Below are 24,167 nucleotides of genomic sequence, written 5' to 3'. Positions count from 1 at the left end.
GATGTCGGCGCGCGGCGTCAACGTCTTCTATGGCGAGAAACAGGCGATCCGCGACGTCTCGATCGACGTCGACATGGAGCATGTCACGGCCTTTATCGGCCCGTCGGGCTGCGGCAAGTCGACCTTCCTGCGCACGCTCAACCGCATGAACGACACCGTCGCGAGCGCGCGGGTCGAGGGCGACATCACGCTCGACGGCGAGAATATCTACGACAAGTCGATGGACGTGGTTCAGCTGCGCGCGCGCGTCGGCATGGTGTTCCAGAAGCCGAACCCTTTCCCCAAGTCGATCTACGAGAATGTCGCCTATGGCCCGCGCATCCACGGGCTGGCGCGCGCCAAGAGCGACATGGACCAGATCGTCGAGCGCTCGCTCAAGCGCGCCGGCCTGTGGGACGAGGTCAAGGATCGCCTCCAGGACAGCGGCACCGCGCTGTCGGGCGGCCAGCAGCAGCGCCTGTGCATCGCCCGCGCGATCGCGGTCGATCCCGAGGTGATCCTGATGGACGAGCCCTGCTCAGCGCTCGATCCGATCGCCACCGCCAAGATCGAGGAGCTGATCCACGAGCTGCGCGGCCGCTACGCGATCGTGATCGTCACCCACAACATGCAGCAGGCCGCGCGCGTCTCGCAGCGCACTGCCTTCTTCCACCTCGGCACGCTTGTCGAATATGGTGAGACCGACCAGATCTTCACCGCGCCCCGGCAGGAGCGCACGAAGGACTACATCACCGGCCGATATGGTTAGGAGTAACGGCTAATGGCGACCGGTCACGAACATACCGTCAAGGCGTTCGACGAGGATATCGGCCATCTGCGCGCGCTGATCTCGCAGATGGGCGGCCTCGCCGAGGAGGCGATCGCCGACGCGATGCTGGCGCTGGAGCGCAACGATACCGACCTCGCCAAGCAGGTCCGCGCCAAGGACAAGACGATCGACGCGATCGAGTCGGAGGTGGAGAAGCTCGCGGTGCGCGTGATCGCGTTGCGCGCGCCGATGGCCGACGACCTCCGCGAAGTGGTCGCTGCGCTCAAGATCGCGGCGGTGCTCGAGCGCATTGGTGACTATGCCAAGAACATCGCCAAGCGCGTCCCGCTGGTCCACACCCCCGACACCGGCCGGATCGAGGCGATCTCGGTGCTGCCCGCGATGGCGCAGATGGCCGGCGACATGGTGCACGACGTGCTCGACGCCTTCGCTTCGCGCGACGCCGAGGCGGCGATCCGCGTGTCCGAGCGCGACAACCGGCTCGACGATTTCTACGACAGCATCTTCCGCACGCTGGTGACCTATATGGTCGAGAACCCGCGCACGGTGAGCGAGGTTGCGCATCTCCTTTTCGTCGCCAAGAATATCGAGCGGATCGGCGACCACGCGACCAACGTCGCCGAGATGGTGTATTTCGCCGCGACCGGACAGTATCTGGCCGATCGCGATACGGATACCGCGGAGAATTGAGCCTATGAGCCGCGCACGCATGCTGCTGGTCGAGGACGATGCGGCCCTCGCCGAACTGCTGACCTACCATTTCAAGCGCGAGGATTTCGACGTCCGCCACACGCCCGACGGCGAGGAAGCGCTGCTGCTCGCCAAGGAAAGCGCGCCCGACATCGTCCTGCTCGACTGGATGGTCGAGAGCCTGTCGGGGATCGAGGTGTGCCGCCGCCTGCGCCGGATGAGCGAGACCGCCAACGTCCCGATCATCATGCTGACCGCGCGCGGCGAGGAGGAGGACCGCGTGCGCGGGCTCGAGACCGGCGCCGACGACTATGTCACCAAGCCCTTCTCCCCGCGCGAGCTGGTCGCCCGCGTCGGCGCGGTGCTGCGCCGCGTGCGCCCCGCGCTGGCGGGCGAGGCGCTGACCTATTCGGACATCGAGATGGACACGGTCGGCCACAAGGTCCGCCGCGGCGGCGACGTCGTGCCGCTCGGCCCGACCGAGTTCCGCTTGCTCAAGCATTTCCTCGAGCATCCCGGCTGGGTGTTCTCGCGCGAGCGGCTGCTCGACGCGGTATGGGGGCATGACAGCGACATCGAGAGCCGCACGGTCGACGTCCATATCCGCCGGCTGCGCAAGGCGATCAACATCGGCAACCGCCCCGACATCATCCGCACCGTCCGCTCCGCCGGCTACGCGCTCGACGCCGGGCACTGAGCCGGAGCGAGGCAACTCGCGCTTGCAATGTTGGATTCCGCCTGCTCGAATTGAGGTTCAGGCTCTTTGACAATGTCATGCTGCGTGCTGCTCCGCACGCCCCTGGCCGGCCGCCGATCCAATCGCGGATTCCGCTATCGCGGCGCATGGAGGCTGGCTCGCACGAGGACTGACACCCCTCGATAGTGTCAACTTTGTCAACTTCGCGCTGATTGGGCGGCGATCGTTTCGGGGATAGATTCAGCGCCTGATGCGTTGGCGGGCCGAGCGAACTCGCTCTGACCGACAAATGTCAGGAGGACATGCCATGAAGCTGCTCGCTTTTGCCGCAGCGCTCGCGATGAGCGGCACCGCCGCCCTTGCCCAGGATGCGCAGACCACGACTCCGCCTGCCCAGGAGACGGCCCCCACGGCGCCGGCGCCGGCCGCTCCGGCCGCACCCGCGGGTGAAGACCCGGTCGGCGGTTATCAGCCCGCGACCCCGCCGATGTCCGCCCCGGCGCAGCCGGGCCAGCAGGTGGTGTTCCAGGCCAATCCGCAGACCCCGACTCAGGCGTTCCCGCCGCCCCCGCCGATGGACAAATATCCCATCTGCAAGAAGGGTCAGTTCGACAATTGCCGCCAGCGCGGCGGCTGACCGCAAGCGGCGTGGCGCAGGGGCGCCGCGCCGCCCTAGCGCTTGACGATCCAGCTCCGCTTGGCGAGCCGCAGCATCGGCACGCCGCAATAGGCGCACTTGCTCTCATAGGTGCCGCCCACCGGGCGCACGGCTGTTTCCGAACGCGCGTGCTTCCCGCGCATGCAATTGACCCGGCCGCTCAGCCAACGAAACATTGAACGCTCCCCCCGGAGTTGATCCGGACGACATGGATCGACTCCTGCGCCCCCGTCGATATCGATTCAACCCTTACGCGAAGCTAACCACCTTTTGCCGTCCCTTGTGAATCAAGGGACCAGGCGTCACTAGAAGTCTCATACACAGGGAGGGGACATGAGCATCAGCTTCGACGGACGCGTCGCCATCGTGACTGGCGCAGGCGGCGGCCTCGGCCGTGCCTACGCACTCGAGCTCGCCAGGCGCGGCGCCAAGGTGGTGGTGAACGATCTCGGCGGGACCCGCGACGGCACCGGCCATTCGGACGCGGCGCTCAAGGTCGTGGAGGAAATTGCGGCGGCCGGCGGCGAGGCGATCGCGAACGGCGGCAGCGTCACCGACTATCCCCAGATGGAGGAGATGGTCGCCCAAGCCAAGGCGCGATGGGGCGGGGTCCATATCCTGATCAACAATGCCGGCGTGCTGCGCGACAAGAGCTTCGCGAACATGGAACCGGAGGATTTCCGCTTCGTCGTCGACGTGCACCTCAACGGATCCGCCAACGTCACCAAGGCGGTGTGGGCGACGATGCGCGAGCAGAATTACGGCCGCATCCTGATGACCGCCTCGTCGACCGGCCTGTTCGGCAATTTCGGCCAGGCGAATTACGGCGCCGCCAAGCTCGGCCTCGCGGGCCTCACCAAGACGCTCTATCTCGAGGGCGCGAAATACGACATCCGCGTCAACACCATCGCGCCGACCGCGGGCACGCGGATGACCGAGGACATCTTCCCCGAGGCGGCGTTCAAGGCGTTTACCCCCGAAAGCGTGGCGCCGGCGGCGCTGTTCCTGGTGAGCGAGGACGCGCCGACCAACATGATCATCGGCGCCGGCGCCGGCGTGTTCCAGGCCGCCTATGTCACGCTGACGCCCGGCGTGCGGCTCCAGGGCGACGAGCTCACCCCCGAGGGCGTCGCCGCGAGCTGGGCGGCGATCACCGACCGGATGGGCGAGATCGTCCCCAAATCGGGCAGCGAGCAGGCGATGACGATCATGGCGAAGCTTCAGCGTTGAGAACGATCCCGGCGCGTCGCGAGGAAGTGACCACGTCATCAAAACTACCCGAAATGGCGACACTCTCAGGCTCATTCGCGCAAAATGAGTAGCTGACGCGTTGCGCATCGCGCCAATTCCGCCTTCACTTCACCTCGAATTGGGGGAATTCAAGGCGTTGGTGCGTTGTAACGTCATAGCTGGATTGCCGTCGCACGATGGCGTTTGAACCAGCCCAACAGCATCAGGCTGCGGCACCCCTGCAGGGACCGTTGTTCGAAGGATTGCTGGCAGAGTTCGCGGCCTGCGCCATGTCGGCGGGGATCGGCGCGTTCGGCTCGCCCAACCGCGCGATGATCTTCGCCGCCGCCGCGCGGGCGTGCGGCCCGTTCGATGCCGGGCCGGGCCGTTCGCACCCGGTGAGCGTCAACGCCCTCGCCGCCTCGCTCGCGCGACCGTTCGAGACGATCCGGCGCCAGGCCAACATGCTGATCGACGCGGGACTGCTCGTTCGCAGCGAGGCTGGCCTGGCGGTGCCGCTGCAGGTGATCTGCGATCCGCGCGTGGCGCAGATGGCGGACCAGTGCCACGATCTGCTCGTGCGTCTCGTCGAGGACGTGCGCGCTGCCAATTTCATGCTGTCCGAGCCGCGGCCCGGCGTGACCTATGACCCGCGCGGCGGGATCGGCATCGCCTTCGACCTGCTTCTCGCCACGGTCGAATGCCATCACCAGCGCAAGGAGAATTGGACGCGGCTCGCGCTGATTTTCGCGATCGAATGGGCCAATCGCCGCTTCGCCCATAGCGCAGGCATCCATTTGGCCCCCGTCAAGCCGAGCACCGTGGCGCGGATCCTCGGCCTCCCCTACGCGACCGTGTCGCGCAACATCGAGACGCTGGTCGCCGCCGGCAAGCTGCGCCGCGTGCCCGAAGGGCTGGTGATCACGCCCGATTTGCTCGACAGCCCCCAGGCGGCCGATGCACGGCTCGCGCTGGCCAATCGTGCGCGGCAATTGCTTGGCCGCCTCAGCCAGATCGGCTTTCCGCTCGACCGGCCGGCCGGGGCCTATATCGCCGGCCGGCCTCCGCTTCCCGCCCTTGGCTGAGTGCGCCGCGAGGCGTACGACCGGAACCCGGCCACCCGCCACCCGTTCCTGCTGCATATCCCGACAGGAGACGCACAATGCCCAGCCCGCAGGAACTACAGGAGAAATTCTGGAAGGCCCTGGACGATGACCGCACCATCTTCCTCGGCCTCGACGGGGTCGATGACGGTCACGCCCAGCCCATGACCGCCCTGCGCGACACCGATCGCGACGGCGGCCCGATCTGGTTCTTCACCACCAAGGACAACGGTCTCGTTCAGTCGATGCGCCAGAGCAACCGCGCAATGGCGCATTTCGCGTCGAAGGGGCATGAGCTGTGGGCGACGATCCACGGCAATCTCGTGCCCGACAACGACCGCGCGATGATCGACAAGCTCTGGAACCCGTTCGTCGCCGCGTGGTACGAGGGCGGCAAGGACGATCCCAGGCTCCAACTCCTTCGCCTCGACGCCGAGCACGCGCAGATCTGGCTCAACGAGAACAGCCTGTTCGCCGGGGTGAAGATGCTGCTCGGCGCAGATCCCAAGCAGGATTATCGCGACAAGGTCGCCGACGTCTCGCTCGCCTGACGAATCCTTCATTGCGCGACCCGGTGCGGAGACCCTAGAGGCGCGGTGACGCCGCTCCGTTCCGATGGGCGGCCTGACACCAGGATCGCATGGCCGCCCATCCCTTCACCATCCCCAATTACCGCGCCTATTGGATCGCCCGGCTCGCCTCGACGCTGGCGGGGCTGTCGATGGTCGTGGTGATCGGGTGGCAGGTCTATGACATCGCGCGCGAGACCATGGGCATCAAGCGGGCCGCGCTCCAGCTCGGCCTGGTCGGACTCGCCCAGTTCCTGCCGTTGCTCGCGCTGACTCTGGTCACCGGCTGGGTCGCCGACCGGCTCGACCGGCGCTGGATCATCCGCACCGCGATCGCGCTCGAAGTGTTCTGCGCACTGAGCCTTGCCTGGCTCACCTGGCACGGCACGGTCTCGCTTCTCGCGCTGTTCGGGGTCGCGGCCTTGCTCGGAGTCGCCCGCGCCTTCCTCGCCCCCGCGCAGCAGGCGCTGGCGCCCAACCTCGTGCCGGCAGCATCGCTCCCGACCGCGATCGCGCTCAGCGCGCTGGCCTGGCAGGTCGGCTCGATCGCCGGGCCGGCGATGGGCGGCTATCTCTACGCCGCGTCCCCTGCCTTGCCCTACGCCGTTTCGAGCGGCCTGTTCCTCGTCTCGCTGCTGATGATGCTGTTGGTCGGCCCGGTGCCGCGCAGCCAGATCGCGCGCACCGGAAGCCCGTTCCGCCAGATGGTCGACGGGCTCCACTATGTCCGCCGGAACCGCCTGGTGCTCGGTGCGATCTCGCTCGACATGTTCGCGGTGCTGCTCGGCGGCGCCACCGCGATGCTGCCGATCTATGCGCGCGACATATTGATGATCGGCGCCGACGGTCTCGGCCACCTGCGCGCGGCGCCCGCGGTCGGCGCGGTGGCGGTTGCGCTGGTGCTGTCGTGGCGCCCGCTCAAGACCAATGTCGGCGTGAAGATGCTGTGGTCGGTGGTCGGCTTCGGCGCCGCGACCGTCATCTTCGGCTGGGCCGGCCCGCTGATGAAGAGCTGGTGGGGCCCGTCGATGATCGGCGGCGACTTCGCCCCGGCAGTGCTCGTCTCGCTCGCCGCGCTCGCCGCGCTGGGCGCATTCGACATGATCTCGGTCTATGTCCGCTCCTCGCTGATTCAGCTCTATACCCCCGATGCGATGCGCGGGCGGGTCGGATCGGTCTCGACGCTGTTCGTCTCGAGCTCGAACGAGCTCGGCGAGGCACGCTCGGGCTTCCTCGCCGCCGCGATCGGTCCCGTCGTCGCGACCGTGGGCGGCGGTGTTCTGGCCATCTTGGTAACTGCGTGGTGGGCGCGTATCTTCCCCGAATTGCGGAGGGCTCGCACGTTCGATCCGCCCGTGACCCTTGTGGAGCCTATTGCTGAGGAGACGAAGACGTGAAGGCCAACACCATCCTCGAGACGATCGGCAACACGCCGCACATCCGCGTCCAGCGCCTCTTCCCCGGCGCCGAGGTGTGGATCAAGTCCGAGCGCTCGAACCCCGGCGGCTCGATCAAGGACCGCATCGCGCTGTCGATGATCGAAGCGGCCGAAGCTGACGGCAGCCTCAAGCCCGGCGGCACGATCGTCGAGCCGACCAGCGGCAACACCGGCGTCGGCCTCGCCATGGTCGCGGCGGTCAAGGGCTACAAGCTCGTGCTGGTGATGCCGGAGAGCATGAGCCTCGAGCGCCGCCGCCTGATGCTCGCTTATGGCGCGACCTTCGACCTCACCCCGCGCGAGAAGGGGATGAAGGGCGCGATCGAGCGCGCGATCGAGATTGTCGAATCGACCCCCGGCGCGTGGATGCCGCAGCAGTTCGAGAATCCGGCGAACGTCGACGTCCATGTCCGCACGACCGCGCAGGAGATCCTCAAGGACTTCGCCGGCTCGCCGATCGACGCGATCATCACCGGTGTCGGCACCGGCGGCCACATCACCGGCGTCGCCGAAACGCTCAAGAAGAGCTGGCCCAATCTCAAGGTCTATGCGGTCGAGCCCGAGCTCTCGCCGGTCATCTCGGGCGGCCAGCCCGGCCCGCATCCGATCCAGGGCATCGGCGCGGGCTTCGTACCGCGCAACCTCCATACCCACGCGATCGACGGCGCGATCCAGGTCGACGCCGGCGACGCCAAGGAATATGCCCGCCGTGCCGCGCGCGAAGAGGGAATGCTGATCGGGATCAGCTCGGGCGCGACGCTGGCGGCGATCGCCAAGAAGCTGCCCGACCTCCCCGCCGGATCGCGCGTGCTCGGTTTCAACTACGACACCGGCGAGCGCTATCTCAGCGTACCCGATTTCCTGCCCGAGAGCTGATCGCAGCGCCGGAGCGGCGGCACGTGCCACCGCTCCGGCTCGCCCACGACGGTTCCAACTTCGTCACGCGTACGTTATGGGCGTCGGCCTTTCGCTCGACAGGACCATCGCACGCCCGTGACCAGCCTCGCCCTCTCCGCCGACCCGGCACCGCGGATCGCGCCCGGCCTGTGGGTCGCGCTCGTGCTCACCGCGCTGGTCGCGGTGCTCGTTCCACTGCTCGTCGTGCTGAACGCGCCGCGCGTGCCGGTTGACGGCCCCACGCTCGCCGAGATCGCCCGGCCCAAGCGCGTGGTGCCCAAGGCCGAGCTGCCGCAGGTCGAGCCGGTCCGCCTCGCCGCGCTGCCGCGCGACGAGGCGCGGATCTACAACGCCTCGATCCCCTTCTCGACCGCACCCAACCCGGCTGCGCGACCTTTCTTCCTCACCGGCAGCGCCGAGGATCGCGCGCGCGCCATCGACTGCCTCGCCGCGGCGACCTGGTACGAAGCTGGCGACGATGCCGTCGGCCAGCGCGCGGTGGCGCAGGTCGTGCTCAACCGCATGCGCCATCCCGCCTTTCCCAAATCGGTGTGCGGCGTGGTGTTCCAGGGCCAGGAGCGGCGCACGGGCTGCCAGTTCACCTTCACCTGCGACGGCGCGATGGCGCGCACCCCCTCCCCCGTCGCCTGGGCGCGCGCGCAGGACATCGCTCGGCAGGCGCTCGCTGGATATGTCTATACAAAAGTCGGTCACGCGACTCACTACCACACCGACTGGGTGGTGCCCTATTGGAGCGCGAGCCTCGACAAGGTGGCGGAGGTGCACACACATCTGTTCTTCCGCTGGACCGGCTGGTGGGGCACGCCGCCCGCCTTCCGCCGCGCCTATGCCGGCGCCGAGCCGGTGATCGCCAAGATGGCGCGCCTGTCTCCCGCCCATCCCGCCGGTAGCGACCCGGTGGCGCTGGCGGCCCTGGCGGTCGAAGGGGTGGCGATCGACCCCGCCGTCATCCCCGAAAGCGCGATCCCGCAGCCGGTGACGGGGGAAGCGAGGAACGTCTTCCATGCCGCGCTCGACCGCAACATGGGCGCGGATGCCTTTGCTGCGCTCGCGATCCGCACCTGCGGCGAGCGGCCCTTCTGCAAGTTTCTCGGCTGGACCGATCACGGCAAGGTGCCGGCCGCCGGTACCGCGCCCAACCCCGGTCAGATCGAGGCGATGTCGTTCAGCTATCTGCGCGATCAGACCCAGGGGTTCGGCAAGGCCTTGTGGAACTGCAACGAGTTCAAGCGCCCCAGCCCGGTGCAGTGCATGCGCCGCACACCCGCCATAATCGCTCCGACCATCACGCCCGATCTCAATGCGATCCGTGTCGATCCTGCCGCCAAGCCGGCGGCGCCGGACGGTCTTGCCGGCATTCGCCGCAAGAGCGAAGTGACGCCGCCGACCGTGATGGCGCCGGCACCACAGCCAAGCGCGACGCCCGCCGCGGGACGCTAGCCGATCCGTTCGACCAAGCCGGTCGCCAGTGCGCGCGCATCGGCAAGGCTCAGGTCGACCACGTCCGGCGCGCCGCCGCCGCCCGCACCCGCGGTGTCGACCAGCACGCTCGCGATCCCCAGCCGCCGCTGCAGCCAGCCCGCGCGCAGCGTGACCACCTGGACATTCTCGAACGGCACGATCCAGTCGCGCTGGGCGATCACGCCGCGCATCACCTGCAGGCTGGTATGGCGCAATGCGTAGCGGTGGAAGCGGCGCTGGAGCAGCGCGGCGATCGCCACCGGGATCAGCAGCAGCAGGCCGAGCCAGGCGAGCGGCGTCGCCATCACGGCCGCGCCGATCACCAGCATCGGCCAGGGCAGCGCGAGCACCAGTGACCGGATCACGTGCCCGGCCGCTACCGAGCGAAGGGGCAGACGTTCGAAGGGCGGCAGACCGGCGATATCGACGATCCATGCCACCTCATGCTCGCGCGCGAGCGGGGCCATCACCTGCCGCCCGCTCGGATCGTTGCTGCCGCCAAGCGTCTGGAAACTCAGCGCATTCCAGCCGAGCAACCCGCGCAGCGGCCCGCGCTGGACCATCGCGAGCTGGATGCGGCGCATCGCCACCACCACCTCGCTCCGGGTCAGCAGGCCGCGCGTGCGGCGGAAGCGGCCGGCGCCTGCCCGCAGGGTGAAGCCATAGTCGCGCAGCAGCGCTCGGACCACGCCGCTCACCACGCCCAAGGCCAGCGCGAGCACCGCGACGATCAGCGCCGCGGTCACGCTGAAGCGGGCGCGGACCTCGTCCTCCGCCACCTCCGCCCAGTCGCGCAGCCGATCCCAGCCGAGGTCGAGGAACTGGTCGACGAACTGGAGGCCGCCGAACAGCGCGGCGATCCAGACCAGCGAGAAACTGAACGTGCCGAGCAGCAGTACCCGCGGAAGGGACATTTGGAAAATGACGGGAAGAGCGGCGGCTTCGGGAGTTTCCACTTTTCCCTCGGCAACGGAGAACATGTCGGCTCCCAAGTTGCATCCGCGCAGCGCGGCGCGTAGCCGTTCGGCCTCGGCGACGGAGACACTGTCGAGCACCGCTTCGTCCTTCTCGCCGCCGCCGGTTTCCACGCGCACCTCGGCAAGGCCGAACAAGCGCGCCAGCGGCTTGCGCTCGATCGACACGTCCTGGATCCGCTCGAGCGGGATCGACCGGCGGCTGCGGTTGAGCAGCCCGCGCTCGATCACCAGCTCGTGCGCGGCGACGGTGTAGGTGAAGCGCCGCCAGCCGATCCAGGTGAAGAACAGCATCACCGCGCCCACCACCGCGGCGGCGAGCAGGATCCAGCCGATCCCGCGCCCCGAGCTCCAGCCGGCGATCGCGGGAAGGCCGATCACCGTCTGGGGCGCGCGGCGCAGGAAATCGATCGCGATCGAGCCCGGATGGACTCGCTTCGGCCCGTGATCGCCCACGCGGTCGCTCGCGCCCTCGCTCACCAGGGATCGCCCGAGAGATGCTCGCGGATCGCGTCGCGGATCTCCTCGGCGGTCTCGCGCGATATGCCGGGCAGGTCGACCTCGCTGCCTGCGGTGCCGGCGGTGTGCAGCACCAGCGTGGCGACGCCGAACATCCGCTCGACCGGCCCCTGCGTCACGTCGATATGCTGGACGCGCGAGGCCGGGACGATGGTGTGGCTGCGCGTCAGCCAGCCCGAGGCGACGTGCAGCTCCCGGCCCGTCCACGCCCAGCCCCACCGCGCCCAGCGCCGCGGCGCGAGCGCGATCGACCACAGGCCGAGCAGCGCGACCCCGAGCGGCACGGCCCAGACCGGGAGCCACGGAAGCGCATGGCCGAGCCCCCAGCCCGCCGCCGCGGCGCCTGCGGTGAGGAACGTGGTGGTGATCGCACCGGCGAAGCGCATCACGTGAAGCTGGCCACGCTCGAGCGGCTGGAGCGGAATGTCGGGGAGAAGCATGCGCCTGTTATGGCGCGACGGCGCGGCGGCTCAAGGGGGATTGGGTGGGGGCTGCTTGCGTCGCTTGCCTACTCCTGTAAGACAGGTTGCGGCCAGCCGTGATTGGACCGGACAGGAGAGGCGCAGGGTGAACCGCATCGATCGCAGGAATTTCTTCGCCTATGCCGGTGCGGCCGGCGCGCTGCCGTTCGTCGCGGCGTCCGGCCAGGCCCAGGAGGCCGACGGCAACAGCGCCGCCGAGGTCCCGGCGAAGCTCCCCTATCAGGAGGCGACGCGGGCGCGCCGCATGCAGTGGTGGCACGAGGCCAAGTTCGGGATGTTCATCCATTACGGCCTCTACAGTATCATCGGCCACCAGGAATGGGCGATGGAGAATGAGGGCATCCCGATCCCGCAGTACGAGCGGCTGGCGCGGCATTTCCGGCCCAAGCCCGGCGCCGCGCGCGAATGGGCCAGGCTCGCGAAGCGCGCGGGGCAGAAATACATGGTGCTCACCACCAAGCACCACGAAGGCTTCTGCCTGTGGGACACCAGGCAGACCGACTATAATTCGGTGCGGCAGGGCGCGAGGCGCGACATCGTGCGCGAGTTCGTCGAGGCGGCGCGCGCCGAAGGGCTTCGCGTCGGGCTCTATTACTCGCTGATGGACTGGCACCATCCCGACGGCGCGCGGTGCAAGGACGATCCGGCGGCGCGCGAGCGCTTCGTCGCCTTCGCCCATGCGCAGGTCCGCGAATTGCTGACCAATTACGGGAAGATCGACATCCTGTGGTACGATGTCGACTGGCCGCTGACCCCGGCGCAGTGGCGCGCCGCGGACATGAACCGGATGGTGTTCGAGCTCCAGCCCGACATCGTCGTCAACAACCGCAATGGCCTCGCCGGGGACTTCTCGACGCCCGAGCACCGCGTGGCGGCCGACAGCCGCGCGTGGGAAACATGCGAGACGATGAACCTCGGCTGGGGCTATCAGCGCACCGACGACGAATGGAAATCGCCCAGGCGGATCGTCAACGACCTGACCCTGTGCGTGCAGCAGGGCGGCAACTTCCTGCTCAACATCGGGCCGGAGGCGGACGGATCGGTGCCGCAGCCCTCGGTCGAGATCCTCGAGCGCGTCGGCGACTGGCTCGAGACCAACGGGGCGTCGATCTATGACGCGGACGGACGCGCCGCGGGGGCGTTCGGCAACTACACCAACTTCACCAAGGCGAAGGACAAGCTCTACGTCCATGTCTATTGCTGGCCGTCGAAGAGCCCGGCGGCCGCAATGCTCGACTTCCTTCGCCCCGAGACGGTCGTCGCGGTGGGCGGGGTGCGGAGCAAGGTGCTCTCAGCGCGGCTGCTCAAGACCGGGGAGCCGGTGAAGTTCGAGCAGGATGCCTGGTCGCTGCGGCTGGTCGGATTGCCCGAGGCGGCGCCCGACGACCCGACGACGGTGTTCGAGCTGACCTGCGAAGGCACGCCCTATGTGCGGCACCATCTGATCCGGCCGGAATGGCCGCGCTATGGGGTCGATATGCTGCCGGAGACGGCCGGCAAGGCCGGTCGTTCCTCCAAGTAGGTTGACCACAAACCTACCAGTAGGTAGATTGGTCGCATGAGCGGTGCTTCCACGACCTTCGACGACATCCTGGCATGCGCGCGATCGCTGATCGTGGCCGGCGGGTACAACGGCTTCAGCTATGCCGACATTGCCGTCGTGGTGGGGATCCGCAAGGCGAGCATCCATCACCACTTTCCGGGCAAGGTCGATCTCGTGCGCACGCTGGTGGCGCGCTACCGGGAGGAAGCGCGGGCGGGTATGGCGAGCCTCGAAGACCATCTGCCCGACCCCCTAGAACAACTTCGCGCCTACACGGGCTATTGGGAATCCTGCATCGCAGATGCCAGCGCGCCGATCTGCATCTGCGCGCTCCTGGCAAGTGAAATCCCTGTTCTGCCCGACCCGGTCGTGGCGGAGGTCAGGGCGCATTTCCGAACGCTTTCAGGCTGGCTGGCGTCGGTGCTGGAGCGAGGTGCGCAGAATGGCAGCATCCGCCTCGCCGGTTCGCCACAAGATGAGGCGGAACTGTTCATGGCCACCGTGCATGGCGCCATGCTGTCAGCCCGCGCTTATGGTGAGCCGAAGACGTTCGGCGCGGTGATGCGCCCGCTTCTCGAACGACTGACCGGCCGGGCCTAGGCCTTTTGGGCCGCGGCGCGACATCTTGCAAACAAGCCTACCAATCAGAAGGTAGGATTCTCGAAAGGAACGAAATGTTCGGAATCTCGATGCTCGGCTGGGTGCATACGCTCGGGAGCTTGCCCGCCATCCCGCTGGCCGCCTATATGTTCGCGCGCCATGGCCGGATCGTACCTCGGTCGCGGGCCGGCGCCGCCTATTTTGTCTTCATGCTGGTTGGCGCTGTTTCGGTGTTTCCCATCGCGCATCAGCCGGTGAGCTACGTGATCGGCAGCGTCACGTTGATATTGCTGGCGGCAGGCTATGGCGTCGGCTGGCTGCCGGGCCCGAAACGCGCGAAGATGTTCATCGAGACGATCTGCCTGAGCCTGACGGCATTCCTGCTGATGGTACCGACCGTGAGCGAGATCCTGCGCCGCGTGCCGGATGGCCATCCCCTGGTCACCGAGATGAACTCGCCGCTCCTGCTGGGGGCGCAAGCCACGCTTCTCGCCCTGCTCGTCATCGGCGTGACCGCGCAGGTCATCCACCTGCGAAGGCAGAAGAACGAAGGCGAGTTCTGACCAGCGCCGCCGCCCGCTTCAGTCGCCGGTCACGCCGAGCGGGCGATCGGTACAAGGCCGGCCGTTCTCACGCCGCGCGGAACATCTCCGGCGGGAGCGCCATGATGCTGTCGGCGCCGCCCTCGATCTTGCGGCGGAGCGCGCCCGCGTCGGGCATGATGCGCTCGGCGTAGAAGCGCGCGGTGACCAGCTTGGCTTCGAGGAACGCCCGATTGAAATCAGCTCCCTCGGCCTCGCCTGACGCCAGCGCCTCGACCGCGGCTTCGGCCATGCGCAGCCACATGAGGCCGATCGCGACGATGCCGGTGAGCTGCATGTAGCTGTAGGCGCCCGCCCCGACCTGGTTGGGGTTCTGCATGCCGTTCTGCATGAACCACATCGTCGCGGCCTGGAGTTGGCCATTGGCCTTCTCCAGCGCCTCGGCGAAGCTCGCCAATTCGGGCTTGGACTTGGCGGCGGCGACTTCCTCGCCGACGACCTTGAAGAAGGCCTGGATCGCCCGGCCGCCATTCTGGGCGAGCTTGCGGCCGACCAGGTCCATCGCCTGGACGCCGTTGGTGCCCTCGTAGATCATCGAGATGCGGGCATCGCGGACATATTGCTCCATGCCCCATTCGGCGATGTAGCCATGGCCGCCATAGACCTGCTGCGCGTCGGTCGCGATCTTGTAGCCGGCATCGGTGCCGACGCCCTTGATCACGGGCGTGAGCAGGCCGACGAGGTCATCGGCGAGCTGGCGCTCCTCCTCCGTCGCGGCCTGGTGCGCGAGGTCGACCTGGAGGCCGCCCCACAGGCACAGCGCGCGCAGGCCCTCGGTCATCGCCTTGGCCTCCATCAGCATGCGGCGCACGTCGGGGTGGACGAAGAGGGTGTCGGCCTTCTCGTCGGGCTCGGCCGGGCCGGTGAGCGCGCGGCCCTGGCGGCGGTCCCCGGCGTACTGGACGGCGTTCTGATAGGCGACCTCGCCGATGCCGAGGCCCTGGAGCCCGACGCCGAGGCGCGCGGCGTTCATCATGATGAACATCGCGGCGAGGCCCTTCATCTCCTCGCCGACCAGCCAGCCGGTCGCGCCGTCATAGTTCATGACGCAGGTCGAGTTGCCGTGGATGCCCATCTTGTGCTCGATCGAGCCGCACGAGACGGCGTTGCGGTCGCCGAGGCTGCCGTCGTCGTTGACAAGGAACTTGGGCACGACGAACAGCGAAATGCCCTTGCTGCTCTCCGGCGCGCCAGGGGTCTTGGCGAGAACGAGGTGGATGATGTTGCTGGTGAGGTCGTGCTCGCCGGCGGAGATGAAGATCTTGGTGCCGGTGATCGACCAGCTGCCGTCGGCATTGGGCTCGGCGCGGGTCTTGATCAGGCCGAGATCGGTGCCGCATTGCGGCTCGGTGAGGTTCATCGTGCCGCCCCACTCGCCCGAGATCATCTTCGGCACGTACTTGGCCTGCTGCTCCGGGCTGCCCTTGGCGAGCAAGGCTGCGATCGCGCCATGGGTCAGGCCCGGATACATGGCGAAGGCCATGTTCGAGGAGATCATGAACTCCTGGAACGCCGTCGAGACGACGTGCGGCATGCCCTGCCCGCCGAACTGCTCGGGCGCGGAGAGCGTGCCCCAGCCGCTCTCGACGAACTGGTTGTACGCTTCCCTGAAGCCGTCGGGCGTGGTGACGCTGCCGTCCGGGTTGCGGGTGCAGCCCTGCTGGTCGCCGCTGTGGTTGAGCGGGAAGAGGACCTCGGCGACGAAGCGGCCGCCCTCCTCGAGCACCGCGCTGACCACGTCGGGGGTCGCGGCGGCGAAGCCGGGGAGGTTGGCGTAGCGGTCGATCTTGAGAACCTTGTCGAGCACGAAGCGGGTGTCGCGCACGGGGGGCGTATATTGCGGCATCTCTCTCGGTCCTGTTCTTATTTGGCGGGTTGCGCGCGGCCCTCGAGGACCGCGACGAAATCTTCGAGCTCGGCGATATGGGCGTCGATATCGACCTTCTGGCGCTCGAGCAGCTCGATGCGCGCGCGGCACTTGTCGAGCGTGACCTGGTGCTGGGTCTTGCGGCCGTCGCCAAGGTCGTAGAGGTCGATCATCTCGCGGATCTCGGCAAGGCTGAAGCCGACGCGCTTGCCGCGCAGGATCCAGGCCAGCCGCGCGCGGTCGCGATGCGAATAGATGCGCGCGAGACCGCGGCGCTCCGGCGCGATCAGCCCCTCGTCTTCGTAGAAGCGCAGCGCCCGCGCCGTGACCTCGAACTCGGCGCACAGGTCCGAGATCGAAAAACTCTCCTTGTCGGGCCGTGCCTCAATCGGTGCGAAGCTGGCCACATGCTTCACGGTCGTTGCCATGAGGCCGGTTTACGCCCGCCTTACGTTAACGTCAATCTTCGCAAAGGCGGGCGCCGTCGGCGCTGCGCAGGGCGCGGGCCTCGGCCGCGGATTCGCTCAGGCGATCGGCGTCGAGCGCGGCGAAGGAGGCGCGCGGGCCGCAGAATCGCGCGCATTCGGCCGGGACATTGGCGGGAAAGGTGATGCGCTCGCCGTCGAAGCGCGCGTCGAAGGCGCAGGCGATGCCGCCCTTTCCTTCCAGCCGGACCGACAGCGTCTCGCCGGCGCGCGTCGCGGTGCCGGAGCCGGCGCAGGACAGGCCGTCGCCATAGTCGACGAACGCGCCGATGCGATAGGCGTCGCCCTTGCGGATCACGCAGACGCGGTCGGTGTCGCGGGCGTAGAGGCCGGTGACGTCGCTGTCCGAGGGATCGCGGACGAGACCGCGTTCGATCGCAGCGGATTCGAGGTCCTGAGGGGTGGCGGCGTTGCCGGCCGAGCCGCCGCCGGAGCAGGCGGCGAGAAGGAGGAACGGCAGTCCCGCCGCGGCCAGCCTCATGAGTCGCGTACCAGCTTCCCGCCCTCGACCCGCCGGAAGAAGCAGCTGCGCTCGCCGGTGTGGCAGGCGGGGCCGGCGGCTTCGACCTTGAGCCAAAGCGCGTCCTGGTCGCAGTCGATCCGCGCCTCGACCACGCGCAGGACGTTGCCGGAGGTCTCGCCCTTTTTCCACAGCCGCCCCTTGCTGCGCGACCAGAACCATGCCTCGCCGGTGTCGAGCGTCCTGGCCAGCGCGTCGGCATTCATATGGGCGAGCATGAGCAGCTCGCCGGTCGCGGCGTCGGTGGCGACGGCGGTGATCAGGCCGGCGGCGTCGTATTTGGGGTCGAGGGTCAGGGTGGAGTCGCGCGGGTCGGTCATGGGCGCGTGTTAGCGCGCGCGGTGCCGCTTGCGAAGCTCGCCTTCGATCTCATCCGAAACCTGAAGCGGAAGGGCCAGCCAGACCTGCTGCCCCTTTTCGGGGTGATTCCAGAAATATGCCGCCCATCGGTCGCCCGGCTGTGGCCTGCCGTAGCCCAGATCGCAGGCAGCGGACCCCCAACCCTGCGAGAAGCGGACCTTCCGAACAGGGTTCGAACCCCGCACGACGCGCTCGACGCGAGCCGTCGCCTCCCAGGGCTTCGCATCGCCGCGCGGCTGGCCGAGATCGCGCGACTCCACGACGCGAACATGCGCAACCGATGCGATGATCTTGCTTTGATAGGCGCCGCCGATCCGATCCAGCGGCGGCCGCATCACACGGCATGCCTGCGCCGGTACGGCGGAAAGCGCGAGCGCGGCAATCAGCGGGATGCTCAGCCTCATCGCGCCAGTCTAGCACGCGGCGGACAGCAGGCAACGCGAAGGCGACCGCAGCGGGTAACCCCGCCGCGGCCGCCTTTCATCGCGTCGACGCCGCTCAGGCTAGGTCGAAGCGGTCGGCGTTCATCACCTTGGTCCAGGCCGCGACGAAGTCCTTGACGAACTTCTCCTCATGGCCGCGCTCGGCATAGACCTCGGCGACCGCGCGCAGCTCGGCGTTGGAGCCGAAGATCAGGTCGGCGCGGGTGGCGCGCCAGGTCTCCCCGCCGCTTGTACGGTCGGTCGCGACATATTCCTGATCATCCGACCCCTCGACCGCCCGCCAAACGTTGGTCATGTCGAGCAGGTTGACGAAGAAGTCGTTGGTGAGCTGGCCGGCGCGCCTGGTGAAGTGGCCGTGGCCGCGCTCGCCGTGATTGGCGCCGAGCACCCGCAGGCCGCCGATCAGCACGGTCATCTCGGGCACCGACAGGCCGAGCAGCGACGCGCGGTCGAGCATCATCTCCTCGGTACGCACCGCGAGCTTCTTCTTGCCGACATAGTTGCGGAAGGCGTCGGCCTCCGGCTCCATCACCGCGAAGCTGTCGGCGTCGGTCTGTTCCTCGGTCGCGTCGCCGCGGCCGCCGGTGAAGGGGACCGGGACATTGAACCCCGCATCCTTGATCGCCTTTTCGAGGCCCACCACGCCGCCGAGCACGATCGCATCGGCCATCGACAGGCTGCCGCGCAGGCCGTCGAGCGTTTCGAGCACTTTGGCGAGCATCGACGGCTCGTTGACCTCCCAGTCCTTCTGCGGCGCGAAGCGGATCCGCGCGCCGTTGGCGCCGCCGCGATAGTCGGACTTACGATAGGTGCTGGCCGAGGCCCAGGCGGTCTTGATCAGCTGGCTGACGGTCAGGCCGCTTGCCGCGATCTTGTCCTTCACCGCCGCGACGTCGGCGTCCGACGGCATGGTGCCGGCGGGGATCGGATCCTGCCAGATCAAATCCTCCTCGGGCACTTCGGGGCCGAGGTAGCGGACCTTGGGCCCCATGTCGCGATGGGTGAGCTTGAACCAGGCGCGGGCGAAGGCGTCCTTGAACGCCTCATGGTCGTTGCGGAACTTCTCCGAGATCACGCGGAACTCGGGATCGACCTTGAGCGCCATATCGGCGGTGGTCATCATCGTCGGAACCTTCCTGGAAGGATCATGCGCCGCGGGGGCCATGTCCTCTTCCTTCTGGTTCACCGGCTGCCATTGCTGCGCGCCGGCCGGCGAGCGGACCAACTCGTACTCATAGTCGAGCAGAAGGCGGAAATAGTTCTCGCTCCACTGCGTCGGGGTGTTGACCCACGAGCCCTCGATCCCGCTTGTCACGGCGTGCTCGCCGATGCCGCCGCTCTCATGGCCGCTGACCCAGCCGAAACCCTGCGCGGCGAGATCGGCACCGGCAGGCGCCTTGCCGAGCAGCGAGGCGTCGCCATTGCCGTGCGCCTTGCCGAAGGTGTGTCCGCCGGCGGTGAGCGCGACGGTCTCCTCATGGTTCATCGCCATGCGCTCGAACGTCGCCTTGATGTCGCGCGCCGATTGGAGCGGATCGGGGTTGCCGCCCGGCCCCTCGGGATTGACGTAGATGAGGCCCATCTGGATCGCGGCGAGCGGCCCTTCGAGCTCGTGCATGCCGTGCTCGGGGGCGATGCGGGTCTGCACGCCCTCGTTCACCCATTTGTCCTCCGAGCCCCAGTAGATGTCGCGCTCGGGCTCGAACACGTCGGCGCGGCCGCCGCCGAAGCCGAACACCGGGCCGCCCATCGACTCGATCGCGACGTTGCCGGTGAGGATGAACAGGTCGGCCCAGCTGATGTGCTTGCCGTATTTCTGCTTGATCGGCCACAGCAGGCGCCGCGCCTTGTCGAGATTGCCGTTGTCGGGCCAGCTGTCGAGCGGGGCGAAGCGCTGCTGGCCGCTGTTGGCGCCGCCGCGGCCGTCGGCGGTGCGATAGGTGCCGGCGGCGTGCCACGCCATGCGGATGAAGAACGGGCCGTAATGGCCGTAGTCGGCCGGCCACCAGGGCTGGCTGTCGGTCATCAGCGCGACGAGGTCGGCCTTGAGCGCGGCATAGTCGAGCTGCTTGAACGCCGCGGCATAGTCGAAGTCGGCGCCCATCGGGTTGGACGGGCCGTTGGGGTTGAGGATCTCGGTCGCCAGCATCTCCGGCCACCAGTCCTTGTTGGTGCGGCCGAGCAGGGCGCGGATGCCGCCCGGCTCGTGCATCGGGCAGCCGCCACCGTCGATCGATCCGGTCTTCGCGTCCATGTGCTGATCCCTCCTTATGGTGTGGTTCTGGAGGGAGGCTAACGGAAGGCGCCGCCCGCCTAAAACGAGATAAACAGGTCAGTGCGAACGAGAGAATCGATCACGTAACTGGAGTCTCATCGACGGAGTCGAAGACGGATCGATAGCCCATCCTCCATCGTCACCCCGGCCTCGTGCCGGGGTCCACCGGGAGGCAAGCGATGCGCGAGAAGCTCATCGGCATCGCGGGAGCTGAGTGGCCCCCGGCACGAGGCCGGGGTGACGATAGGATTTCTTTGCTCGTTGCGAGAAGGAGAAGAAGGCCCTCCCCAACCCCTCCCGCAAGCGGGAGGGGCTAAAAAGTGGAGAGACTGCGCCACGTCAGCCCTTGCGGATCGCCTTGACCAGCTCGTCCTTGTCCATGTCGGAGCGGCCCTCGATGCCGATCTCCTTCGCCTCGTCGTAGAGCTCGTCCTTGCTGCGGTTCTCGAGATGGGTGCCGTCATGGTCGATCGTGCCGCCGGCATAGGCGTTGGCGATGCGCGCGGCCTTTTCCTTGCTGGCGCCGGCCTCGCGCAGGTCCTCGTAGACCTTGTCGCTCTTGACCGTCGGGCCGTGGTCCTTCGTCACGGGTCACTCTCCTTGCCGTTCGGCCAAGCAACGCATCCGGAAACGCTGAGGTCCCAAGGTTTATGTGACAAACAGGCGACAAGAGCCGATCGAGCGCCTATATGCGCGCCCATCGACCACGAATCCCCCGCGAAGGGCCGATGCTGACCACAAATCCGTTCGACGACGACAAGCTGCGCGAAGAGTGCGGCATCTTCGGTGTTTCCGGTGCCGACGGCGCAGCCGCGCTCGTCGCGCTGGGGCTCCACGCGCTCCAGCACCGCGGCCAGGAGGCCGCCGGAATCACCAGCTGGGACGGCGCGCATTTCCACACTCATCGCGCGATGGGCCATGTCGCGGGCAATTTCGACCGCGACGAGGTGATCCGTGGCCTGCCCGGCTCGGTCGCGTGCGGGCATGTCCGCTACTCGACCACGGGCGAGACCGCGCTGCGCAATGTCCAGCCGCTCTATGCCGAGCTGGCGAGCGGCGGCTTCGCGGTGGCGCACAACGGCAACATCTCCAACGCGCTGCACCTGCGCCGCGAGCTGATCCAGCGCGGGTCGATCTTCCAGTCGACGTCGGACACCGAGACGATCATCCATCTCGTCGCGACCAGCGGCTACAAGGACCTGCTCGACCGCTTCATCGACGCGCTCAAGCAGATCGAGGGCGCCTATTCGCTGATCTGCATGACGCCCGAGGGGATGATCGCGTGCCGCGACCCGCTCGGCATCCGTCCGCTGGTGATGGGCAAGCTCGGCGAGACCTTCATCTTCGCGTCGGAGACGGTGGCGCTCGACGTGGTCGGCGCCGACTATGTCCGCGACGTCGAGCCGGGCGAGCTGGTGATCGTGCAGGACGGCGAGTTGCGTTCGATCCGGCCGTTCACCGCGATCGCGCCGCGGCCGTGCATCTTCGAATGGGTATATTTCTCGCGCCCGGATTCGATCGCGCAGGATCGTTCGGTTTACACCGTGCGCAAGGCGATCGGCGCGGAATTGGCGATCGAGGCGCCGGTCGAGGCCGACCTGGTCGTCCCCGTGCCCGATTCGGGCGTGCCCGCGGCGATCGGCTATGCCCAGCAGTCGGGCATTCCGTTCGAGCTCGGCATCATCCGCTCGCACTATGTCGGCCGCACCTTCATCCAGCCGGGCGACAAGGTCCGCCACCTCGGCGTCAAGCTCAAGCACAACGCCAACCGCGCGCTGATCCAGGGCAAGCGCATCGTGCTGATCGACGATTCGATCGTGCGCGGCACGACCAGCCTCAAGATCGTCGAGATGATGCGCGAGGCCGGCGCCGCCGAGGTGCACATGCGCATCGCCAGCCCGCCGACGACGCACAGCTGCTTCTACGGCGTCGACACGCCCGAGCGCTCGAAGCTGCTCGCGGCGAAGATGAATGTGCCGGGCATGGCCGAGTTCATCAAGGCCGACAGCCTGGCGTTCGTGTCGATCGACGGGCTCTACCGCGCACTGGGCGAAGCCGAGCGCGGCGACGTGCTGCCGCGCTATTGCGACGCGTGCTTCACCGGCGACTACCCGACCTCCCTCACCGACCATAACGAGCAGGCCGCGGACCAGCTCGCATTGCTCGACGAACCGGCCTGATCCCCATGACCGACCAGAAACTCTCCGGGCGCGTCGCGCTCGTCACCGGCGCGAGCCGCGGCATCGGCGCCGCCACCGCCAGGGCGCTCGCCGCGCAGGGCGCGCACGTCATCCTGACGGCGCGCACCGTGGGCGGGCTCGAGGAGGTCGAGGAGGCGATCCACGCCGCCGGCGGCACCGCCACGATCGCGCCGATGGACCTGCTCGAAAGCGATTCGATCCCGCGCCTCGCCGCCGCGGTGGCCGAGCGCTGGGGCAAGCTCGACATCCTCGTGCTCAACGCCGCCGCGCTGGGGACGCTGGCGGCGATCGCGGCGTTCGATCCCAAGGAAGTGGCCAAGGTGCTGGCGCTCAACGTCAGCGCGCAGGCGGCATTGCTCGGAGCGTTCGATCCGCTGCTGCGCAAGGCCGAGGCGGGGCGCGTGATCGCCCTCACCTCCACCGTCGCGCGCAAGCCCCGCGCCTTCTGGGGCCTCTATGGCGCGACCAAGGCGGCGTTCGAGAACCTCGTGCTGAGCTATGGCGAGGAAGTGCGCAATCTGACGAAGGTGCGCGTCGCGCTGCTCAACCCGGGTGCCACGCGCACCAAGATGCGCGCCCGCGCCTATCCGGGCGAGGCGCCCGAGAGCGTCAAGCCGCCGGAAGTGGTGGCGGAGCGGATCGTCGCGCTGCTCGGCGAGGATTTCGAGACGGGGGCGTTCGAAGCGCTGGACTAGGGCGGCGACGCGCGCCTTGATCGTCATCCCGGCCTTGTGCCGGGATCCACGGCGCCTCACGCAATGCGATCGATCCGCTTGCCCGTCACCTTGCCTCCCGGTGGATCCCGGCACAAGGCCGGGATGACAGTTGGGAAACAAACGGCCCCTACCCCGCCAGGAACGCCTTGACCTCGCCCTGGAAGAACGGGGCGTTGTCCCACATGATGAAGTGCGCCGCGTTCGGCACGCGTTTGAGCACCGCGCCCTTCAGCGGGGCGTAGGACATCCGGTAATAGCCATCCATCTGCGCATCGGTCACGGGCGCGCCCTTGGGCGAGACGTAGAGCACGACCGTCCTTGCGGTGATCTTCGACAGCTCCGGCACCAGGTTGGTCATCACCAGCTCGCCATAGGCGCGGGCGGAGACGTCGCGGTCGGACTTCATCGCGTCGTCGAGCGCGCCGGCGCGCATGTTCTCGGTCGCGACCATGCTGGCGATCGTGCCCTCGAGCTGCTTGGCATAGGCATCGGCGGGCGCGGTGCGCATGCGGGTCATGATCCCGTCGGCGATCGGCCGCAGCGTCTCGGGGGTCGCGTTGGGACCGCCGAACATCGCGCCCATGAAGGGAAACATGTCGACCACCATCAGCTTCGACACGCTCGCCGGATGGCGTGCGGCGAGCATCATGCCCATCGTCCCGCCCATCGAATGGCCGATCACCGCGACGCTGCCGAGCTTCTGCTCGGCGATGTAGCGGGCGATCTCCTCGGCGACCGGCGCGGCGACGTCGCCCGTGCTGTTGCCGCCCTTGTCGGTGCCGGCGAAGCCATGGACGTGGACCTTGTGCCAGCGATAGCCGGGGACGGCCGCGATCATCTCGCTCCACACCCGCGGCGAGGAGGAGAGGCCGGGAATCAGGATCACGTCCTTGCCCTTGCCCTTCCCCGCCACCGTCACGGTGATGCGCGTGGAGGCGAAGTCCTTCGCCGCGGCCGGTGCGGGCAGCAGCGCGGCGGTGAGCAGCAGGGCGAAGAGCGCGAACAGGCCGCGGCGGTGAATCATGGCAATCCTCCCGGTTTCGGCGA

General features: G+C 68.0%; 26 protein-coding genes. 15 read left to right on the top strand and 11 right to left on the bottom strand.

From position 1 onward, the window contains the following. Window position 1: 1 nt before the first annotated feature. From pstB to ACO227_RS12060, 4 genes are all read left to right on the top strand, one after another. Complete coding sequence (gene pstB / locus ACO227_RS12075; RefSeq protein WP_423607342.1) at window positions 2-748, top strand: phosphate ABC transporter ATP-binding protein PstB; 747 nt, start codon at window positions 2-4, stop codon at window positions 746-748. A gap of 12 nt (window positions 749-760) precedes the next feature. Beyond that, window positions 761-1,459: a phosphate signaling complex protein PhoU gene (gene phoU, locus ACO227_RS12070; protein WP_423602085.1), complete on the top strand. Its 699-nt coding sequence runs from the start codon at window positions 761-763 to the stop codon at window positions 1,457-1,459. A gap of 4 nt (window positions 1,460-1,463) precedes the next feature. After that, complete coding sequence (phoB, locus tag ACO227_RS12065) at window positions 1,464-2,156, top strand: phosphate regulon transcriptional regulator PhoB (RefSeq protein ID WP_265119327.1); 693 nt, start codon at window positions 1,464-1,466, stop codon at window positions 2,154-2,156. Window positions 2,157-2,463: 307 nt separating this feature from the next. Beyond that, window positions 2,464-2,793 (top strand): hypothetical protein, encoded by a 330-nt coding sequence (locus ACO227_RS12060; RefSeq protein WP_423602084.1) that lies wholly within the window; start codon window positions 2,464-2,466, stop codon window positions 2,791-2,793. 35 nt (window positions 2,794-2,828) lie between these two features. Here the strand turns inward: ACO227_RS12060 and ACO227_RS12055 are convergent, their stop codons facing one another. Next, window positions 2,829-2,990 carry a hypothetical protein gene (locus tag ACO227_RS12055; RefSeq protein ID WP_423602083.1) on the bottom strand — a complete coding sequence of 54 codons (162 nt, stop codon included), beginning with the start codon at window positions 2,988-2,990 and terminating at the stop codon, window positions 2,829-2,831. A 157-nt stretch (window positions 2,991-3,147) separates the two neighbouring features. Between ACO227_RS12055 and ACO227_RS12050 the strand changes: the two genes are divergently transcribed. The 6 genes from ACO227_RS12050 (at window position 3,148) to ACO227_RS12025 (ending at window position 9,512) form a co-directional block, all read left to right on the top strand. Continuing rightward, window positions 3,148-4,044: an SDR family NAD(P)-dependent oxidoreductase gene (locus tag ACO227_RS12050; RefSeq protein ID WP_423602082.1), complete on the top strand. Its 897-nt coding sequence runs from the start codon at window positions 3,148-3,150 to the stop codon at window positions 4,042-4,044. A 290-nt stretch (window positions 4,045-4,334) separates the two neighbouring features. Continuing rightward, the gene (locus ACO227_RS12045) at window positions 4,335-5,129 is read left to right on the top strand and encodes a hypothetical protein (protein ID WP_423602081.1); all 795 of its coding nucleotides are present in this window, start codon (window positions 4,335-4,337) and stop codon (window positions 5,127-5,129) included. 77 nt (window positions 5,130-5,206) lie between these two features. After that, window positions 5,207-5,698 (top strand): pyridoxamine 5'-phosphate oxidase family protein, encoded by a 492-nt coding sequence (locus ACO227_RS12040; protein WP_423602080.1) that lies wholly within the window; start codon window positions 5,207-5,209, stop codon window positions 5,696-5,698. 89 nt (window positions 5,699-5,787) lie between these two features. Beyond that, window positions 5,788-7,113 carry an MFS transporter gene (locus ACO227_RS12035; protein ID WP_423602079.1) on the top strand — a complete coding sequence of 442 codons (1,326 nt, stop codon included), beginning with the start codon at window positions 5,788-5,790 and terminating at the stop codon, window positions 7,111-7,113. Then, entirely contained in the window at window positions 7,110-8,030 is a 921-nt protein-coding gene (cysK, locus tag ACO227_RS12030) for a cysteine synthase A (protein ID WP_423602078.1), read from the top strand. Before ACO227_RS12035 ends, cysK begins: the two co-directional genes overlap by 4 nt. 117 nt (window positions 8,031-8,147) lie before the next feature. Next, complete coding sequence (locus ACO227_RS12025; protein WP_423602077.1) at window positions 8,148-9,512, top strand: cell wall hydrolase; 1,365 nt, start codon at window positions 8,148-8,150, stop codon at window positions 9,510-9,512. On the opposite strand, the gene ACO227_RS12020 is transcribed toward ACO227_RS12025, so the two are convergent. Beyond that, entirely contained in the window at window positions 9,509-10,987 is a 1,479-nt protein-coding gene (locus tag ACO227_RS12020) for a PH domain-containing protein (protein ID WP_423602076.1), read from the bottom strand. The genes ACO227_RS12025 and ACO227_RS12020 overlap by 4 nt on opposite strands. Continuing rightward, the gene (locus tag ACO227_RS12015) at window positions 10,984-11,466 is read right to left on the bottom strand and encodes a PH domain-containing protein (protein WP_423602075.1); all 483 of its coding nucleotides are present in this window, start codon (window positions 11,464-11,466) and stop codon (window positions 10,984-10,986) included. The genes ACO227_RS12020 and ACO227_RS12015 overlap by 4 nt, the downstream gene beginning before the upstream one ends. A gap of 127 nt (window positions 11,467-11,593) precedes the next feature. Here ACO227_RS12015 and ACO227_RS12010 point away from each other — a divergent pair, with 127 nt between their 5' ends. From ACO227_RS12010 to ACO227_RS12000, 3 genes are all read left to right on the top strand, one after another. Further along, a complete protein-coding gene (locus ACO227_RS12010; protein ID WP_423602074.1) occupies window positions 11,594-13,030 on the top strand; it encodes an alpha-L-fucosidase in 1,437 nt (478 codons plus the stop codon). A 36-nt stretch (window positions 13,031-13,066) separates the two neighbouring features. Next, entirely contained in the window at window positions 13,067-13,651 is a 585-nt protein-coding gene (locus tag ACO227_RS12005) for a TetR/AcrR family transcriptional regulator (protein WP_423602073.1), read from the top strand. Between the two features lie 74 nt (window positions 13,652-13,725). After that, window positions 13,726-14,214 carry a hypothetical protein gene (locus tag ACO227_RS12000; protein WP_423602072.1) on the top strand — a complete coding sequence of 163 codons (489 nt, stop codon included), beginning with the start codon at window positions 13,726-13,728 and terminating at the stop codon, window positions 14,212-14,214. Between the two features lie 67 nt (window positions 14,215-14,281). On the opposite strand, the gene ACO227_RS11995 is transcribed toward ACO227_RS12000, so the two are convergent. The 7 genes from ACO227_RS11995 to ACO227_RS11965 all read right to left on the bottom strand — a co-directional run bounded on the left by ACO227_RS11995 (window position 14,282) and on the right by ACO227_RS11965 (window position 20,791). Next, the gene (locus ACO227_RS11995; protein WP_423602071.1) at window positions 14,282-16,099 is read right to left on the bottom strand and encodes an acyl-CoA dehydrogenase C-terminal domain-containing protein; all 1,818 of its coding nucleotides are present in this window, start codon (window positions 16,097-16,099) and stop codon (window positions 14,282-14,284) included. A gap of 17 nt (window positions 16,100-16,116) precedes the next feature. Continuing rightward, window positions 16,117-16,548: a MerR family DNA-binding transcriptional regulator gene (locus tag ACO227_RS11990; protein ID WP_343518992.1), complete on the bottom strand. Its 432-nt coding sequence runs from the start codon at window positions 16,546-16,548 to the stop codon at window positions 16,117-16,119. Between the two features lie 31 nt (window positions 16,549-16,579). Continuing rightward, entirely contained in the window at window positions 16,580-17,086 is a 507-nt protein-coding gene (locus ACO227_RS11985) for a hypothetical protein (RefSeq protein ID WP_423602070.1), read from the bottom strand. Further along, complete coding sequence (gene hisI / locus ACO227_RS11980) at window positions 17,083-17,445, bottom strand: phosphoribosyl-AMP cyclohydrolase (RefSeq protein WP_423602069.1); 363 nt, start codon at window positions 17,443-17,445, stop codon at window positions 17,083-17,085. The genes ACO227_RS11985 and hisI overlap by 4 nt, the downstream gene beginning before the upstream one ends. 9 nt (window positions 17,446-17,454) lie before the next feature. Beyond that, complete coding sequence (locus ACO227_RS11975; protein ID WP_423602068.1) at window positions 17,455-17,889, bottom strand: hypothetical protein; 435 nt, start codon at window positions 17,887-17,889, stop codon at window positions 17,455-17,457. 94 nt (window positions 17,890-17,983) lie between these two features. Beyond that, window positions 17,984-20,182, bottom strand: coding sequence for a catalase/peroxidase HPI (gene katG / locus ACO227_RS11970; protein ID WP_423602067.1), 2,199 nt, complete (start codon window positions 20,180-20,182; stop codon window positions 17,984-17,986). A gap of 360 nt (window positions 20,183-20,542) precedes the next feature. After that, entirely contained in the window at window positions 20,543-20,791 is a 249-nt protein-coding gene (locus tag ACO227_RS11965; protein ID WP_423602066.1) for a DUF7218 family protein, read from the bottom strand. A gap of 140 nt (window positions 20,792-20,931) precedes the next feature. Here ACO227_RS11965 and purF point away from each other — a divergent pair, with 140 nt between their 5' ends. Continuing rightward, on the top strand, window positions 20,932-22,383 hold the full coding sequence (gene purF / locus ACO227_RS11960; RefSeq protein ID WP_423602065.1) for an amidophosphoribosyltransferase: 1,452 nt from the start codon (window positions 20,932-20,934) through the stop codon (window positions 22,381-22,383). Between the two features lie 5 nt (window positions 22,384-22,388). Beyond that, window positions 22,389-23,099, top strand: a complete 711-nt coding sequence (locus ACO227_RS11955) for an SDR family NAD(P)-dependent oxidoreductase (protein WP_423602064.1) — start codon at window positions 22,389-22,391, stop codon at window positions 23,097-23,099. A 148-nt stretch (window positions 23,100-23,247) separates the two neighbouring features. Here ACO227_RS11955 and ACO227_RS11950 read toward each other — a convergent pair whose 3' ends face one another. Beyond that, complete coding sequence (locus ACO227_RS11950) at window positions 23,248-24,144, bottom strand: alpha/beta fold hydrolase (protein ID WP_423602063.1); 897 nt, start codon at window positions 24,142-24,144, stop codon at window positions 23,248-23,250. Window positions 24,145-24,167: the final 23 nt, after the last annotated feature.

This window comes from Sphingomonas sp. MS122 (genome assembly GCF_049532975.1).
Taxonomy (GTDB): Bacteria; Pseudomonadota; Alphaproteobacteria; order Sphingomonadales; family Sphingomonadaceae; genus Sphingomonas.
This window is presented reverse-complemented; position numbering and strand designations above follow the sequence as displayed.